At 61.6% G+C, this 15,131-nt stretch carries 12 protein-coding genes; 9 read left to right on the top strand and 3 right to left on the bottom strand.

What is annotated here, in order from left to right:
* The first annotated feature begins 31 nt into the window (after positions 1-31).
* Complete coding sequence (locus ACFIQF_RS21555) at positions 32-1,720, top strand: thiamine pyrophosphate-binding protein (RefSeq protein WP_393945704.1); 1,689 nt, start codon at positions 32-34, stop codon at positions 1,718-1,720.
* An 85-nt stretch (positions 1,721-1,805) separates the two neighbouring features.
* On the opposite strand, the gene ACFIQF_RS21550 is transcribed toward ACFIQF_RS21555, so the two are convergent.
* The 3 genes from ACFIQF_RS21550 to ACFIQF_RS21540 form a co-directional block, all read right to left on the bottom strand.
* Positions 1,806-3,548, bottom strand: a complete 1,743-nt coding sequence (locus ACFIQF_RS21550; RefSeq protein WP_393945703.1) for a PhoH family protein — start codon at positions 3,546-3,548, stop codon at positions 1,806-1,808.
* A gap of 275 nt (positions 3,549-3,823) precedes the next feature.
* Positions 3,824-4,312 (bottom strand): peroxiredoxin, encoded by a 489-nt coding sequence (locus ACFIQF_RS21545; protein ID WP_393945702.1) that lies wholly within the window; start codon positions 4,310-4,312, stop codon positions 3,824-3,826.
* A 156-nt stretch (positions 4,313-4,468) separates the two neighbouring features.
* On the bottom strand, positions 4,469-4,849 hold the full coding sequence (locus tag ACFIQF_RS21540; protein WP_393945701.1) for an Mth938-like domain-containing protein: 381 nt from the start codon (positions 4,847-4,849) through the stop codon (positions 4,469-4,471).
* A 218-nt stretch (positions 4,850-5,067) separates the two neighbouring features.
* Here ACFIQF_RS21540 and ACFIQF_RS21535 point away from each other — a divergent pair, with 218 nt between their 5' ends.
* The 8 genes from ACFIQF_RS21535 (at position 5,068) to ACFIQF_RS21500 (ending at position 14,634) form a co-directional block, all read left to right on the top strand.
* A complete protein-coding gene (locus ACFIQF_RS21535) occupies positions 5,068-6,363 on the top strand; it encodes a pyridoxal phosphate-dependent aminotransferase (RefSeq protein WP_393945700.1) in 1,296 nt (431 codons plus the stop codon).
* 75 nt (positions 6,364-6,438) lie between these two features.
* Positions 6,439-7,773: a homoserine dehydrogenase gene (locus tag ACFIQF_RS21530; RefSeq protein ID WP_393945699.1), complete on the top strand. Its 1,335-nt coding sequence runs from the start codon at positions 6,439-6,441 to the stop codon at positions 7,771-7,773.
* 247 nt (positions 7,774-8,020) lie between these two features.
* Positions 8,021-10,198 carry a M48 family metallopeptidase gene (locus ACFIQF_RS21525; protein WP_393945698.1) on the top strand — a complete coding sequence of 726 codons (2,178 nt, stop codon included), beginning with the start codon at positions 8,021-8,023 and terminating at the stop codon, positions 10,196-10,198.
* Between the two features lie 449 nt (positions 10,199-10,647).
* Positions 10,648-12,072 carry a threonine synthase gene (gene thrC / locus ACFIQF_RS21520; protein WP_393945697.1) on the top strand — a complete coding sequence of 475 codons (1,425 nt, stop codon included), beginning with the start codon at positions 10,648-10,650 and terminating at the stop codon, positions 12,070-12,072.
* A gap of 76 nt (positions 12,073-12,148) precedes the next feature.
* Entirely contained in the window at positions 12,149-12,718 is a 570-nt protein-coding gene (gene mobB / locus ACFIQF_RS21515; RefSeq protein WP_393945696.1) for a molybdopterin-guanine dinucleotide biosynthesis protein B, read from the top strand.
* 66 nt (positions 12,719-12,784) lie between these two features.
* Positions 12,785-14,017, top strand: coding sequence for a molybdopterin molybdotransferase MoeA (locus ACFIQF_RS21510; RefSeq protein WP_393945695.1), 1,233 nt, complete (start codon positions 12,785-12,787; stop codon positions 14,015-14,017).
* 18 nt (positions 14,018-14,035) lie between these two features.
* Positions 14,036-14,296 carry a molybdopterin converting factor subunit 1 gene (gene moaD / locus ACFIQF_RS21505; protein WP_393945694.1) on the top strand — a complete coding sequence of 87 codons (261 nt, stop codon included), beginning with the start codon at positions 14,036-14,038 and terminating at the stop codon, positions 14,294-14,296.
* 5 nt (positions 14,297-14,301) lie between these two features.
* A complete protein-coding gene (locus ACFIQF_RS21500; RefSeq protein ID WP_393945693.1) occupies positions 14,302-14,634 on the top strand; it encodes a serine integrase family protein in 333 nt (110 codons plus the stop codon).
* The last annotated feature ends 497 nt before the right edge of the window (positions 14,635-15,131 follow it).

Raw genomic sequence — 15,131 nt, 5'->3', positions numbered from 1 at the left:
CGCTGCGTCAGAGAATTTGAAGGAGACAGACATGACGAATGCCAACACGCCTCGCACCGGCGGCCAACTGGTGGTGGACCAACTGGTGATCCACGGCGCCAAGCAGATTTTTACCGTGCCCGGCGAGAGCTTTCTGGCGGTGCTGGACGCGCTGTATGACGCACCCATCCAGACCACGATCTGCCGCCAGGAAGGCGGCGCCGCCATGATGGCCGAGGCCCAAGGCAAGCTCACCGGCCAGCCCGGCATTTGCATGGTGACGCGTGGGCCGGGTGCTACCAACGCATCGGCCGGCATGCATGTGGCCATGCAGGATTCCACGCCGCTGATCGTGTTTGTGGGCCAGATCGAGCGCGGCGCACGCGACCGCGAGGCTTTCCAGGAGCTGGATTACCGCGCCGTTTTCGGCCCCATGGTGAAGTGGGCCACCGAGATTGACGACGCTGCCCGCGTGCCCGAAATCATCGCCCGCGCCTTTGCGGTTGCCACGAGCGGCCGTCCTGGCCCGGTGGTGATTGCGCTGCCCGAAGACATGTTGCGTGATACGGTGCTGGTGCCTGATGCCAAGCCGTACCAGCCTGCGCCCGGCAAGCCTGCGGATGCCGATGTGCAAACCGTGGTGGCCAAGCTGGCTGCGGCCAAGAACCCCATCATCATTGCTGGCGGCTCGCGCTGGAGCGAGCAGGCGCACCAGGATATTGCGGCTTTTGCTGCCGCCCATGCCGTGCCGGTGGCTTGCTCTTTTCGTCGGCAAATGGTTTTCCCGGCCAACCACCCCAACTACGCCGGCGATGTGGGTCTGGGCGTGAACCCCAAGCTGATCGAGCGCGTGAAGAACGCCGATCTGGTGCTGCTGCTGGGCGGCCGCATGTCCGAAGTGCCTTCGCAAAGCTATACGCTGCTGGGCATTCCGGTGCCGGCGCAGCAGCTGATCCACGTACACCCCGATCCGGACGAGCTGGGCCGCGTCTACCAGGCCGAGCAAGCCGTTGTGGCTGCCCCCGATGCGTTCTGTGCCGCACTGGTCAAACAAGCCGCGCCGCCATTGAGCGATGCACGCAAAGCGCTGGTGGAGCAGGCGCACGCTGACTACCTGGCCTGGAGCAACCCGGCGCCGATCAAGGTGCCTGGCGATTTGCAAATGGGCCAATTGATGCAGCATGTGCGCGATGTGTTGCCCGCCGATACCGTGTGGTGCAACGGCGCTGGCAACTTTGCCACCTGGGTGCACCGCTTCTGGCCCTTCACCGCCTACGGCAGCCAGTTGGCGCCTACCAGTGGCAGCATGGGTTACGGCTTGCCAGCGGCAGTGGGGGCCAAGCGACTGTGGCCTGAGCGCAGCGTGGTCTGCATTGCTGGCGACGGCGATTTTCTGATGCACGGCCAAGAATTTGCCACCGCCGTGCAATACGGTTTGCCGGTGGTCGTGCTGCTGATCGACAACGGCATGTACGGCACCATCCGCATGCACCAGGAGCGCGATTACCCCAACCGCGTCAGCGCCACCGAGCTGCGCAACCCGGATTTTGTGGCCTACGCCAAAGCCTTTGGCGGCAACGGCGCCCGCGTCAACAAGACCGAAGAGTTTGGCCCCGCACTGGCCGAAATGCGCGCCTGGGCAGCCGAGCACAAATTGCCCGTGATCGTGCACTGCAAGCTCGACCCGCAGGCCATCACGCCCGCCCGCAGCCTGGACCAGATTCGCGGCACCGGCGTGTAAACCCAACCAGTTCTGCGCAAGCAGCGCAGACAAAGAAAAAGCACCTGGAGAAGGTGCTTTTTCGTTTGGTGCGCGGGCCTATGTTTTACAGCACATCACTGGCAAAGTCTGCGAGACGCGAACGCTCGCCGCGGGCCAGCGTGATATGGCCGCTGTGTGGCCAGCCTTTGAAGCGGTCCACCACATAGGTCAGGCCCGACGAGCCCTCGGTCAGGTACGGCGTGTCGATCTGCGCCAGGTTGCCCATGCAGATGATCTTGGTGCCGGGGCCCGCGCGCGTGATCAAGGTCTTCATCTGCTTGGGCGTCAGGTTCTGTGCCTCGTCGATGATGACGTACTTGTTCAAAAAGGTGCGGCCGCGCATGAAGTTCATCGACTTGATCTTGATGCGGCTGCGGATCAGATCATTGGTGGCAGAGCGGCCCCATTCGCCGGGGTTGCCGCCGTCGCCCTTGGCCAGGAACTCCAGGTTGTCGTCGAGCGCGCCCATCCAGGGGCCCATCTTCTCTTCTTCGGTGCCGGGCAGAAAACCGATGTCTTCGCCCACGCTCACGGTGGCGCGGGTCATGATGATCTCGGTGTAGCGGCGCTCGTCGAGTACCTGCGTCAGGCCGGCGGCCAGCGCCATCAGCGTCTTGCCGGTACCTGCGGTGCCGGCCAGCGTGACAAAGTCGACATCCGGGTCCATCAGCAGGTTCATTGCGAAGTTCTGCTCACGGTTGCGCGTGGTCACGCCCCAGACATTGTTCTTCTGGTGGCCGTAGTCCTTGAGGGTTTCGAGCACAGCGGTCTTGTCGCGGATCTCGATCACGCGGGCAAACAGGCTGGCTTCGCCCGGTGCCTCGTAGAACACGAACTGGTTGATGTGCAACTGCTGCGTGATCGGGCCGCTGATGCGGTAGCAGGTAGAGGCGCCCGACTGCCAGCTCTCAACCTTTTTGCCCACCTTGGCCCAGAAATCCAGCGGCAGCTGCAGCATGCCGGTGTACAGCATGTCGCCGTCTTCCAGCGTCTTGTCGTTCTGGTAATCCTCAGCTTCCAGGCCCAGGGCGCGCGCTTTGACGCGCATGTTGATGTCTTTGGACACCAGCACCACCTGGCGCTCAGGGTAGCGCTGGCGCAGGGCTTCCACCACGCCCAGAATCTGGTTGTCGGCCTTGCCCTGGGGCAGGCTCTCGGGCAAGTGGTAGTTCAGCGGCTCGGTCTGGAAGAACAGACGGCCGGCAGCGCCTTTCTGGCCGGTGGCATCGAGATGGATGCCTTGGGCCAGCTTGCTTTCTTGCGTGGCGACCAGGGCATCCAGCGTGCGGCTGGCCTGGCGGCCGTTGCGCGCCACCTCGGTCATGCCCTTTTTGTGGCCATCGAGCTCTTCGAGCACGATCATCGGCAGGTAGATGTCGTGCTCTTCAAAGCGGAACAGGCTGCTCGGGTCGTGCAGCAGCACATTGGTGTCGAGCACAAACAGCTTGGGCTTGCCAGTGCCGGTTTTGGCGGCCTTGGCCGGCTTGCTGGCAGGCGCTGCCGCAGCCGTGGCGGGTACGTACTGGGCCGGCGCAGTAGGCGTGTTGGCGCTGGTGGCCGGCTTTTTGGCTGTCGTCTTTTTGCCGCGAGCGGGCTTGGCAGCTGGGCTGGCCTGGGCAGCCGGTGCAGCGGCCGTGCGCTGCAGCGCTTGCTCGGCAGCGGCTATTTCAGTGTGCTCCAGATCCAGGTCGGACACATCGTCGATCACCGGGCCTGTGGATTTGCGGGTGGAGGTGCCGGCCTTGGCGGCCAGCGTGCTGGAGGAAAGTTGGCTACCACGGCGGGTAGGTGCGGGAGGCAGAGGCATGAAGCTAAAGGCCTTTATCAAACTTTCGCCCAGGGGGCGATATCCACATCGGAGCGGGCACGCGCCATGCAAAAAAGGCCATCTCGCAAGCAAGACAGCCTTGGATCAGCAGGGGCGGCAACACATTCCGGGCTCAAACACATGGGGCCCATTATGCACATTCTGGCCGTCGGAAAAATGTCAAATTTCTGTCACGCCATACATGACAACGGCGCATCCCTGCGAAGCAGGTGATGCGCCGTGCGCGCTGCCCAAGGAGGGCAGCAGTAGAAAGCTCAGGCAGCTTTCTTTTGTGCGGCCTTCATCGATTTGACGGCCTTGAGCACTTCTTCCACATGGCCGGGCACTTTCAGGCCGCGCCATTCTTGTACCAGCAGGCCATCGGGGCCGACCAGGAAGGTGGAGCGCTCAATGCCCTTGACCTTCTTGCCGTACATGATCTTGTTCTTGACCACGCCGAACATGTGGCAGAGTTTTTCCTCGGTGTCGGCAATCAACTCGAAGGGCAGCTCAAGCTTGCCCTTGAAGTCGTCGTGCGATTTCATGTTGTCGCGCGATACACCGAACACTGCCGCGCCCGCCTTGACGAAGTCCGCGTACTTGTCGCGGAACTGCATGGCTTCGGTCGTGCAGCCGGGAGTGTTATCCTTTGGGTAGAAGTACAGCACCAGAATTTGCCCCTGGTGCGACGCGTTGGAGACCTTTTGGCCTCCGGTTGCTAGTGCTTCAAATTCTGGCAGGGGTTTGTTGACGACAACAGCCATAACGCTCTATTTTCTCCGGAGTAATCGCAAAAAGGCCGCAGGAATCGAGTATTCATATCGTTGTTGTTATGTGGGCCCGCGACCGCAAGCGAGTATTTTACCCCGAATCGAAATATTTATCGAGCCCCCCTGATAATCACAGGCTATCAATTGTGGTTATCCTGCTGCAGCTTCCACAACCACTGCCAGCAAAACCTTGCGCCCCTCACCCGCCAAAACGTTGTAAGTGCGGCATGCAGCCGCGGTATCCATGGCTTCGAAGCCTATTCGTTGCGATATCAACGGTGCCAGCCAGGCGGGATTGGGAAATCGTAAGCGATTGCCACTTCCGAAAATAATTGTTTCTACATCGTAATCGGCCAGCTGGGCAAAATGCGCTGCGCCCAGTTCGGCAAAACTGCTGCAATTCCAAGGCTGCAGCGTGCCGTTGGAGCAGACCACCAGGCTGTGTTCGTAGCGCTGTTTGTCGATGGCGACCCAGCCGGGGCCGTAACCGGTGGCGGTCAAGGTGTTGGATTTGTCAGGCTGGAATTTCATGGCGTTGGCGGGCTCGGGCCCGGTTGAATGTTGCTCGCCAGCCGCGGCCTGCGTGTTGCGGCATGGCTGGCCTGGGCAATCGGTACCACTACAACGTGGTGATTGTGAAGAACTGTGGTCAAATTATAGGTTTCACCTAGTCGGGTTGTGGCTTTGAAGGGCAGGCAAGGTTGTCTGCCGACCGCAACCCCATGTTTTCACAGGTAGTACGTTCTGTCATGAAGACCATCCACAAGTCCGCCAAGCTCGCCAATGTGTGTTACGACATCCGAGGGCCGATCATGGACGCGGCCAAGCGGATGGAAGACGAAGGCCAGAAGATCATCAAGCTCAACATCGGCAACTTGGCCGTGTTCGGCTTTGATGCGCCCGAAGAAGTGCAGCAGGACATGATCCGCAACCTGCCCAACTCGGCCGGCTACTCCGACAGCAAAGGCATCTTTGCCGCGCGCAAGGCGGTGATGCACGAAACCCAGCGTCTGGGCGTCAAGGGCGTGACGCTGGACGATATTTACCTGGGCAATGGCGCCTCTGAGCTGATCAGCCTGGCCACCAATGGCCTGCTGGATGTGGGCGACGAGATGCTGCTGCCCGCGCCCGATTACCCGCTGTGGACGGCGGCGACCAGCCTGTCGGGCGGCACGCCCGTGCACTACATGTGCGACGAAAACAATGGCTGGATGCCCAATCTGGCAGACATTCGCGCCAAGATCACGCCGCGCACCAAGGGCATCGTGGTCATCAACCCGAACAACCCGACCGGCGCGCTCTACAGCAAAGAGCTGCTGCTGCAGATCATCGACATCGCGCGCGAACACGGCCTGGTCATCTTCGCCGACGAGGTGTACGACAAGGTGCTGTACGACGATGTGGTGCACACGCCGCTGGCCACGCTGTCGCAAGATGTGCTCACGCTCACCTTCAACTCGCTGTCCAAGGCTTACCGCAGCTGCGGCTACCGCGCCGGCTGGATGGTGATCTCGGGCGACAAATCGGGCGCTGCCGATTACATCGAAGGCCTGAACATGCTCTCGAACATGCGCCTGTGCGCCAACGTGCCCGGCCAGTGGGCGGTGCAGACCGCGCTGGGCGGCCACCAGAGCATTGACGAGCTGGTGCAAGAGGGCGGCCGCCTGCGCAAGCAGCGCGATCTGGCCTGGGAGCTGATCAACGCCATTCCCGGCGTCAGCTGCGTCAAGCCACAAGGCGCGCTCTACATGTTTCCGCGCCTCGATCCTCAGGTCTACCCGATCAAGGACGACCAGGAGTTTTTCCTGCAAGTGCTCAAGGAAACCCGCGTCATGCTGGTGCAGGGCACGGGCTTCAATTGGCCCAACCCGGACCACTTCCGCATCGTCTTCCTGCCGCACGAGCCCGATCTGCGCGAGGCCATCAACCGCTTGGCCGGCTTCCTGGCCAAGTACCGCCAGCGCCACGGCACCGACAAGCTGGCGGTAGTGCCAGCGGCTGCTGAGGCGCCGGCCAAAGCAGCCAAGGCCAGCAAAGCGGCCTGAGTACATTTGATAGCTGCTAGCGCTCGCCAGTCGGGCGCTAGTTTGTTTTTTAACTGAGCAAGTATTAGAAATTCTATGAAACCGATCCAAGTAGGCTTGTTGGGCATTGGCACCGTCGGCAGCGGTGTGTTTAACGTGTTGCAACGTAACCATGACGAGATTCGCCGCCGCGCCGGCCGCGAAATCGCCATCACCATGGTGGCCGATCTGGACGAAACCCGTGCCCGCGCCGTGGTGGGCGAGCACGCCAAGGTGGTCAAGGACGCGCGCGAGATCATCGCCAACCCCGAGATCGATGTGGTGGTAGAGCTGATTGGCGGCTACGGCATTGCCAAAGCCCTGGTGCTGGAAGCCATTGCCGCTGGCAAGCACGTGGTTACCGCCAACAAGGCGCTGCTGGCCGTGCACGGCACCGAAATCTTCAAGGCCGCTGCCGAAAAGGGCGTGATGGTGGCTTACGAGGCGGCCGTGGCCGGTGGCATTCCCATCATCAAGGCGCTGCGCGAAGGCCTGACGGCCAACCAGATCCAGTGGATCGCCGGCATCATCAACGGCACGACCAACTTCATCCTGTCCGAAATGCGCGACAAGGGCCTGGATTTTGAGGTGGTGCTGAAAGAAGCCCAACGCCTGGGCTATGCCGAAGCGGACCCGACCTTCGATATCGAAGGCGTGGACGCTGCCCACAAGGCCACGTTGATGAGCGCCATCGCTTTCGGCATCCCCGTGCAGTTCGACAAGGCTTATGTGGAAGGCATCACCAAGCTGTCGGCCGCCGACATCAAGTACGCCGAGCAACTGGGCTACCGCATCAAGCTGCTGGGCATCACCAAGCGCGCCGACAAGGGCATTGAGTTGCGCGTTCACCCATCGCTGGTGCCAGCCAAGCGCTTGATCGCCAATGTCGAAGGCGCCATGAACGCCGTGGTGGTGCAAGGCGATGCCGTGGGCACCACCTTGTACTACGGCAAGGGCGCAGGCTCCGAGCCTACCGCTTCGGCTGTGATCGCTGACCTGGTGGATATCGCCCGCCTGGATGGCGCCGATGCATCGCACCGCGTGCCGCCACTGGCTTTCCAAAGCAGCACGCTGAGCGAAGCCGGCCAAGAGCTGCCCGTGCTGCCGATGGCCGAAGTCGTCACCAGCTACTACCTGCGCATGCGCGTGGCCGATGAAGCCGGCGTGCTGGCCAAGGTCACCGGCATTTTGGCCAACGCCGGCATCAGCATCGATGCTGTGCTGCAGCGCGAAGCCGACGAAGTGGGCGGCGAAGGCTCCACCCAGACCGATCTGATCATCCTCACGCACGACACGCGCGAAGGCGACATGGACAAGGCCCTGGCCGAGATCCAAGGCCTGCCCACGGTGTTGGCCCCGATCACCCGCATCCGCAAGGAAGAGCTGAACTAAGACAAGCCAGGTCTGATCGCTCTCAGCCGGGGAACAGCCCGGTCAGTGTGATCAGCGCATCCGGCTCATTTCCCAAGGCTGGCGCCCATGGCGCTGGCCTTTTTTGTTTTTGCGGGCGGCACTGCTGTTGCAAATTGGTTAATCGAAATTGTTTGTTCAATTGTTGTTGTTAATAATCTGATCTCTACTGCGTGGGCCGTCTGGCCTGCGCGCCGAGAACAAGCCATAACAAAGCGTGGACGCAAACATGTCTGAGACCGATAAAAAATGGATGGCCCGCCTCAAGCGCTGGGCGGTGTTGTTTGGCATTCCTTTGCTGATGCTGGCCATGGGCTGCTGGCAGTGGACGCGCACCGATGCGCCCATCGACGTCAGCGCCAAAATCGCCGAATACAAAGCCGTGGTGCAAGAGCTGGAAGACATGGAGGCCAAAGCGCCGGGGCGGGGCGCCACTGTTCGAGACAGCAAAGGCCGCGAGCACCCGATCTGGAAGGTGAAAAGCGATTACCAGCGGGCGATTGCCGAGCTGGAAGGCCAAAGCCTGAACGTCACCACGCGCAACCTGCAACCCACACTGGCAGCCTGCACGATCGTTTTCAGCGTGCTGGCGCTGCTGTGGTCGGCGCTGGGCGTTTTCTACCAGCGCAGCATGGGCAAGAAGGCGCTGCAGTCGCGTGAACTGCTGCTGGCTACCTTCCAAAAAGGCCGCAAGCTTTTGCCCACCTACATGGTGGTGATGGTGTTGCTGCTGTTTGCGGCCGCCATTCCGCTGCTGGTGTTCGAGATGATGCCGATTCTGCGCCACCGCAACTACAGCAAGGGCGACATGAAATTCATGTTCGTGCTCGGCGGTCTGGCGCTGTTCTTGTTTTATTCGGGCGGCAAGCTGCTGTGGGATGTGTGGAAAGCATCGCGCAAGCCGATGGAGAACGAGCCGATCGACGTGATGGGCCAAACCATCAGCCGCGAGCAAGCGCCCGAGCTCTGGGGCTTTGTCGACCGCGTGGCCAGCAAGACGGGCTCAGGCATGCCTGACAGCATTGTGGTGGGTTTGAACGAAGGCTTCTTTGTCACTGAACACCCGGTCAAGCTCACGAGCGGCGCCATGGTGCCGCAAGGCCGTGTGCTGTATTTGCCGCTGCCGTACATGGCTTTCCTGAATGCGGGCGAAGTGGCGGCCGTGATTGGCCACGAACTGGGCCACTTTATTGGCGAAGACACGCTCTACAGCCAACGCTTCTCGCCTATTTACAGCGCCACCATCAACCACCTGGTGGCCGTGAGCGGTGGCGAGCAGCGCGAGGAATCCTGGCTCGACTTTTTGCGCCGGCCGGCCACTTTGATGGGCGAGATGTTTCTGGACAGCTTCCATGAAGCCGTGCGTTATTGGAGCCGCAAGCGCGAGCTGGCCGCCGATGCAGTGGGCGCCAGCGTGGTCAGCCCGCAGGCCGTGGCTTCGTCGCTGTTGCGTATTACGGCGCTGGAGCCGCATGTCAGTGAGGCGTTGCAGGCCAATTGGGACCGGGGCGAAACCGTCGAAGGCGGCGTGCTTGGCCATGTGCGCCAGTTGGTGGCCAGCAAAGGCATGGTCGACCCGAGCGAGCACCTGGAAAACCGCCAGTCGCACCCCACCGACACCCACCCTGAGCTGGCCGTGCGCCTGGACTCGCTGGGCGTCGCCATCTCGCCCGAGCTGCTGGCTCGCGCCATGGATGCCCAGGGCAGTCGCCTGCTGCAAGAGTTTGGTCTGGAGCAGGGCGCTCGCCCGGCAGCAGGCCGCACCTTTGCCGGCAGTGTGGCACCGGCGCCCGTGGTTGATGTGAATGCCGCCTTGCAAAACGAGTTGAGCAGTGCGGCCGCGAGCAACCGCAGTGCCAAGGTGGCCGAGCTGCGAGAAATCTCGGCACTGGCCCAGGACCAGACCGTGGTCTACGAACGCTCGCTGGGCATGGTTTTGCTGTTCGGCGCTCTGGCTGTTGCTTGTTTGATCGGGGCGGTGCTCATTGCGCTTGCCAAACAGAACTGGGGTGTAACGGCTGGGGTGGCGGCTGCTGGATTGGCCTGCGTGGGCTTTGCTGTTTTGTTCTGGCGCGACGGCCAGCATCCGGCCTTGGTGCTGCAGCCCGAAGGCCTGCGCCTGTTCCATGCGCCAACACTGCTGCCCTGGTCTGCCATTGACGACTTCGAGTTCAATGAGACCAACCACATGTTCACCCTCATCATGCCGCTCGAACAGGGCGTGGTGCCGCCGGCCATGGGTGTGGGCAAACGCCGCGCCCAGTACCAGCAGAAAAAGCAGCGCATTGTGCTGATGCTCAAAGGCGTCAAGAAAATGAAAACCGAGGCCTTTGCCACATTGATGGTGAACTACTGGCGCGCCTACCATGCCCGGCAGGAGCTGCAACGCATGGGCGTGCTGGTTTGAGAGGCTACAACGCCGCCGTTACCTGAGCCTCAGCTTCATGCCGAGGCTTTTTTATAGGTCAACAAGGTTTTCCGGGGGCGCAAGTGTGTTAACAAAAGAGGCTGTATTGCTTGGGTTTAGAGTTTTCGTTTTAAGGTGGCGATATGACCGCGTATGCTTTGTTGCGGGGTCTTGCCGTACCAAGGTACTGTCTGCGCCCCCGACGCCGCGCCTACGCGGCCATCTCGCCATTGCGGTGAACTATTCCAGCGCCCGCTTCACTGCAAAGCGATGCTGTTTGAATACCATTCAATCCAACTCTTGGTTTTCTCCGTACTCTGGGAAGGCTTTTTTTCGCCATTGCAGTCGGCATTTCAGTGCCGCATGTAGCAGTACTGGCGGCTGCACGATAATAGACAGTTGCTCCCGGGCCCGCCTTCGGGGCCTTGTCCACTTTTTTCGCACCCTCCATGCTGTATCTCTCCACGCGCGGCCATGCCGAACAAAAACGTTTCTGCGACATCTTGCTCGAAGGCCTGGCGCCCGATGGCGGCTTGTACCTGCCGGTGCAATACCCGCAAATTGACGATGCCAAGCTGAGCCAGCTGCGCGAGACGCTGGCAACCCAGGGCTATGCTGCGCTGGCTTTTGAGATTCTGTCGCTCTATATCGACGACATCCCTGCTGCCGATTTGAAGGCCTTGTGCGCCAAGACCTACACCAAGCAAGTCTTTGGCACCGACGCCATCGTTCCGGTGCGCCAGTTGGACGGCAACTTGCTGATCGAAGCCCTGTCCAACGGCCCCACCTTGGCTTTCAAAGACATGGCCATGCAGCTGCTGGGCAATCTGTTCGAGTACGAACTGGCCCGCCGTGGTGAAGAGCTGAACATTCTGGGTGCCACCAGCGGCGACACCGGCAGCGCGGCAGAATACGCCATGCGCGGCAAAAAGGGCGTGCGCGTTTTCATGACCAGCCCGCACGGCCGCATGAGCCCGTTCCAGCAGGCGCAAATGTTCAGCCTGCAAGACGCGAACATTCACAACATCGCCATCGAAGGCGTGTTCGACGACTGCCAGGACATCGTCAAGGCCGTCAGCAACGACCACGCTTTCAAGGCGCAGTACAAGATCGGCACCGTCAACTCCATCAACTGGGCGCGCCTGCTGGCCCAGGTGGTGTACTACTTTGCCGGCTACCTGCAAGCCACCAAGAGCAATACCGAGAAGGTCAGCTTCACCGTGCCGAGCGGCAACTTTGGCAACATCTGCGCCGGCCATGTGGCGCGCCAGATGGGCCTGCCGATCGCCAAGCTGGTGGTGGCCACCAACGAGAACGATGTGCTCGACGAATTCTTCCGCACCGGCGTCTACCAGGTGCGCGGCTCGGCCAATACCTACGAGACATCGAGCCCTTCGATGGACATCAGCAAGGCCAGCAACTTTGAGCGCTTTGTGTTCGATCTGGTGGGCCGCGACGGCGCCCGCACCAAGCAACTGTTTGCCGATGGCGTGGCCAAGCAAGGCAAGTTCGATCTGAGCGCCGATCCGGCCTTCAAAGACGCGGCCACCAAGTACGGCTTTACCAGCGGCAAAAGCACGCACGCCGACCGCCTGGCCACCATTAAAAACACCTACGAGCGCTTCGGCCAGATGATCGACACCCACACCGCCGATGGCGTGAAGGTGGCGCGCGAGCACCTCGGCGCCGAGCCGATGATCGTGCTGGAAACGGCCTTGCCCATCAAGTTTGCTGCCACCATCGAAGAAGCGCTGGGCCGCCTGCCCGAGCGTCCGGCGCAGTTCAACGGTATTGAAGACCTGCCCAAGCGCGTGGTGGTCATGGCCGCCGACACCGACAAGGTGAAGGCTTTCATCGCAGACAACTGCAAGTAAAAAACAGCGAGCAATCGCAATCGGGTTGGCGGCGCTGGCAAGGCCGGCGCCAGCTTTCATCAAGCAAGGAGCAGGTATGCAGGTGGTGTGTTTTGCAGGCTATTCGGGCAGCGGCAAGACCACCCTGATCGAGCAGCTGATCCCTGTGCTGCGTGCGCAGGGTCAGAGCGTTTCGGTCATCAAGCACACCCACCACCGCTTTGATGTGGACACGCCGGGCAAAGACACCTGGCGCCACCGCCAAGCCGGCGCTTACGAGGTGCTTGCTGCTTCTGACCAGCGCGTGGTGCTGATGCGCGAACTGCCCGCCAGCCCGCAGCCGCAACTGCCCAATGTGCATGCGCTCATCGCCCAGCTCGACAGCGGCGTGGACTGGGTGCTGGTAGAAGGCTTTAAAGACTGCGATCTGCCCAAGCTCGAAGTGCTGGCCAACGAGCCCGAAGCCGCAGGCAAAGCGCCGCTCTACCCGCACGACAGCTGCGTGCAAGCCATCGTGCATTCGCCCGCCCGTGTGTTGAGTCCGAGCAGCGCTTTGCCGGTGTTGCCGCGCGACGAGCCGGCCGCCGTAGCGCACTGGTTGCTGGCCCATGCCGAGCTGTTTGGCTACACGCCGCCTTGCGTGTTTGCGGCCGATATGGCCGGTTGATTCAGCGGGCTGCGCACCGCCGCCCGCCGTGGCCAGTGCAGCCCAACAGTTAGAGGAAAAACCGAGATGAATGCATCTTCCCGCATACCGCTCAAGCGCCTGGATGACGCTCTGGCCGAGCTGCTGGCGCAAGCCGCGCCACTGGCACAGACCGAGCAAATCAGCACTTTCGATGCCGATGGCCGTGTGCTGGCGCAAGACCTGGTGTCTGCACTGCAAGTGCCATCGTTCGACAACAGTGCCATGGACGGTTACGCCATGCGCGCTGCCGATGTACCTGCTGCTGGCGCTGTGTTGCCCGTCAGTCAGCGCATTGCGGCTGGCAGCGTGGGCGAGGCTTTAGCAGCAGGCACTGCAGCACGCATTTTCACCGGCGCGCCCGTGCCCGCTGGTGCCGATGTGGTGGTGATGCAAGAAGAATGCACGGCGTTGGAAGACGGCCGCGTGCAAATCAATGCCGCGGTCAAACTGGGCCAGAACATTCGCCGCGCTGGCGAAGACATTGCGCTGGGCAGCACCATCATCGCTACCGGCACGCGCCTCACACCGGCCGAGCTGGGCCTGGCCGCCAGCATTGGCTGCGCCACGCTGCAAGTGGCTCGCCGCCCGCGTGTGGCCTTGTTCTCGACCGGCGACGAGCTGGTGATGCCGGGTGATGTGGCGCCGCAAGATCTGCCCGCTGGCAGCATCTACAACAGCAACCGCTTTTTCCTGCGTGCCATGCTGCAGCGCCTGGGTTGCGAAGTGCTGGATCAGGGCATCGTGCCCGACAGCTACGAAGCCACAGTTGCTGCATTGCAAGCGGCAGCGCAAGACTGCGATCTGGTGCTGACCAGTGGTGGCGTCTCGGTGGGCGAGGAGGATCACGTCAAACCGGCTGTCGAAGCACTGGGCAGCCTGGACCTGTGGGCCATTGCCATCAAGCCGGGCAAACCATTCGCTTACGGCAAGGTGGGCAAGGCTCATTTCGTCGGTTTGCCTGGCAACCCGGTGTCGAGCTTTGTCACCTTCGCCTTGCTGGTGCGCCCCTTCGTCTTGCGCTTGCAAGGCGTGCAAAACACGGCACCGCAAGCCGTCAACCTGCAGGCGGATTTTGACTGGCCGCGTGCGGACAAACGCCAGGAGTTTTTGCGCGCTCGCATCAACGCCCAAGGAGGCCTGGACCGCTTTGCCAACCAAAGCTCGGGTGTGCTGACATCGGTGGTCTGGGGCGATGGCCTGGTCGACAACCCCGCAGGCAGCACCATTGCGCGCGGCGACACGGTGCGCTTTATCCCCTTTGCGCAACTGCTGGCCTGAGACTAGGAAGGCATTCTCATGAGCACCAAAACCATCCAGCTGCGCTACTTCGCCTCCATCCGCGAAGCCATAGGCACCGGCAGCGAAGCCTTTGTGACGGACGCCACCAACGTGGGCGCACTGCGCGATGCCTTGCTGGCCCGTGGTGAGCCCTATGCCACTTGTTTGGCGCGTGGCCGTGCCGTACGCATTGCCGTGAACCAGACCATGAGCGACGAGCAAGCGCCGTTTGCCGATGGCGCAGAGATAGCGTTTTTTCCGCCGGTGACAGGAGGCTGAGGAACATGGTAAAGCCAGCCGACAAAGCCGACGCTTTGCCCGTCGATGCGGCCATCAGCGCACGCACGCGCAAAGCGCTGTCCGAAGCACGCGAGCGCGGCGTCAAACTGGGCACCGCTGGTGCCGACAACATCCGCGCTACCGTAGAAAAGCGCAAGGCCGACGCTGACAGCTTTGCGCAGCAACACGCCGCCTTGTTCGCCGAGATGCAGGCGCAGGGCCTTACCCACCGCAAGATGGCAGAGGTGCTGAACGAGCGGGGTGTTGCCGCTGCACGCGGTGGTGTTTGGACGCACGGGCAAGTACAGAGGATGTTGTTGCGTTTACGTGGGGAGTAGTGGGAAGCGGTGCAAGCGCTTCCGTTGCTTACAGCAAGTGGCTGGATTTGTGACGGACGCGTTGCGGCGAGCGTTTGTTTTCTTTGTGAAGACTTCTGCGCTTTGCGCAGATGCCGGGAGTTCGCCCCGGCTGGCGACTCACTTTCTTGCTGCACGTCCGGTGTGCCGGCCCAGAAGAAAGTAAGCAAAGAAACGTGCCCTGCAGCCAGCGTCCCCGACCGCCCCGCGTAGCGGGGCAATCGGGGCAACCTGCGATCGGAGAAAACGCCGGTGTGCGTCATAACTCTCTCCGCGCCAAGGCGCTGCGTTCAAACAGATGACGCAAGTCAGAGCACGAAGTTTGGCTGTCCTGCGGCAGCCAAACCGCCGGCGTTTACTCCGATCGCAGGCGCTGGCTGAAAGGGGTGGAGGAACATCCTCAACAGCCAACAGCCAACAGCCAACAGCCAACAGCCAACAGCCAACAGCCAACAGCCAACAGCCAACAGCCAACAGCC

Origin of the sequence: Comamonas trifloxystrobinivorans (assembly GCF_043359985.1) — a bacterium.
Lineage (GTDB): Bacteria > Pseudomonadota > Gammaproteobacteria > Burkholderiales > Burkholderiaceae_C > Comamonas > Comamonas trifloxystrobinivorans.
This window is presented reverse-complemented; position numbering and strand designations above follow the sequence as displayed.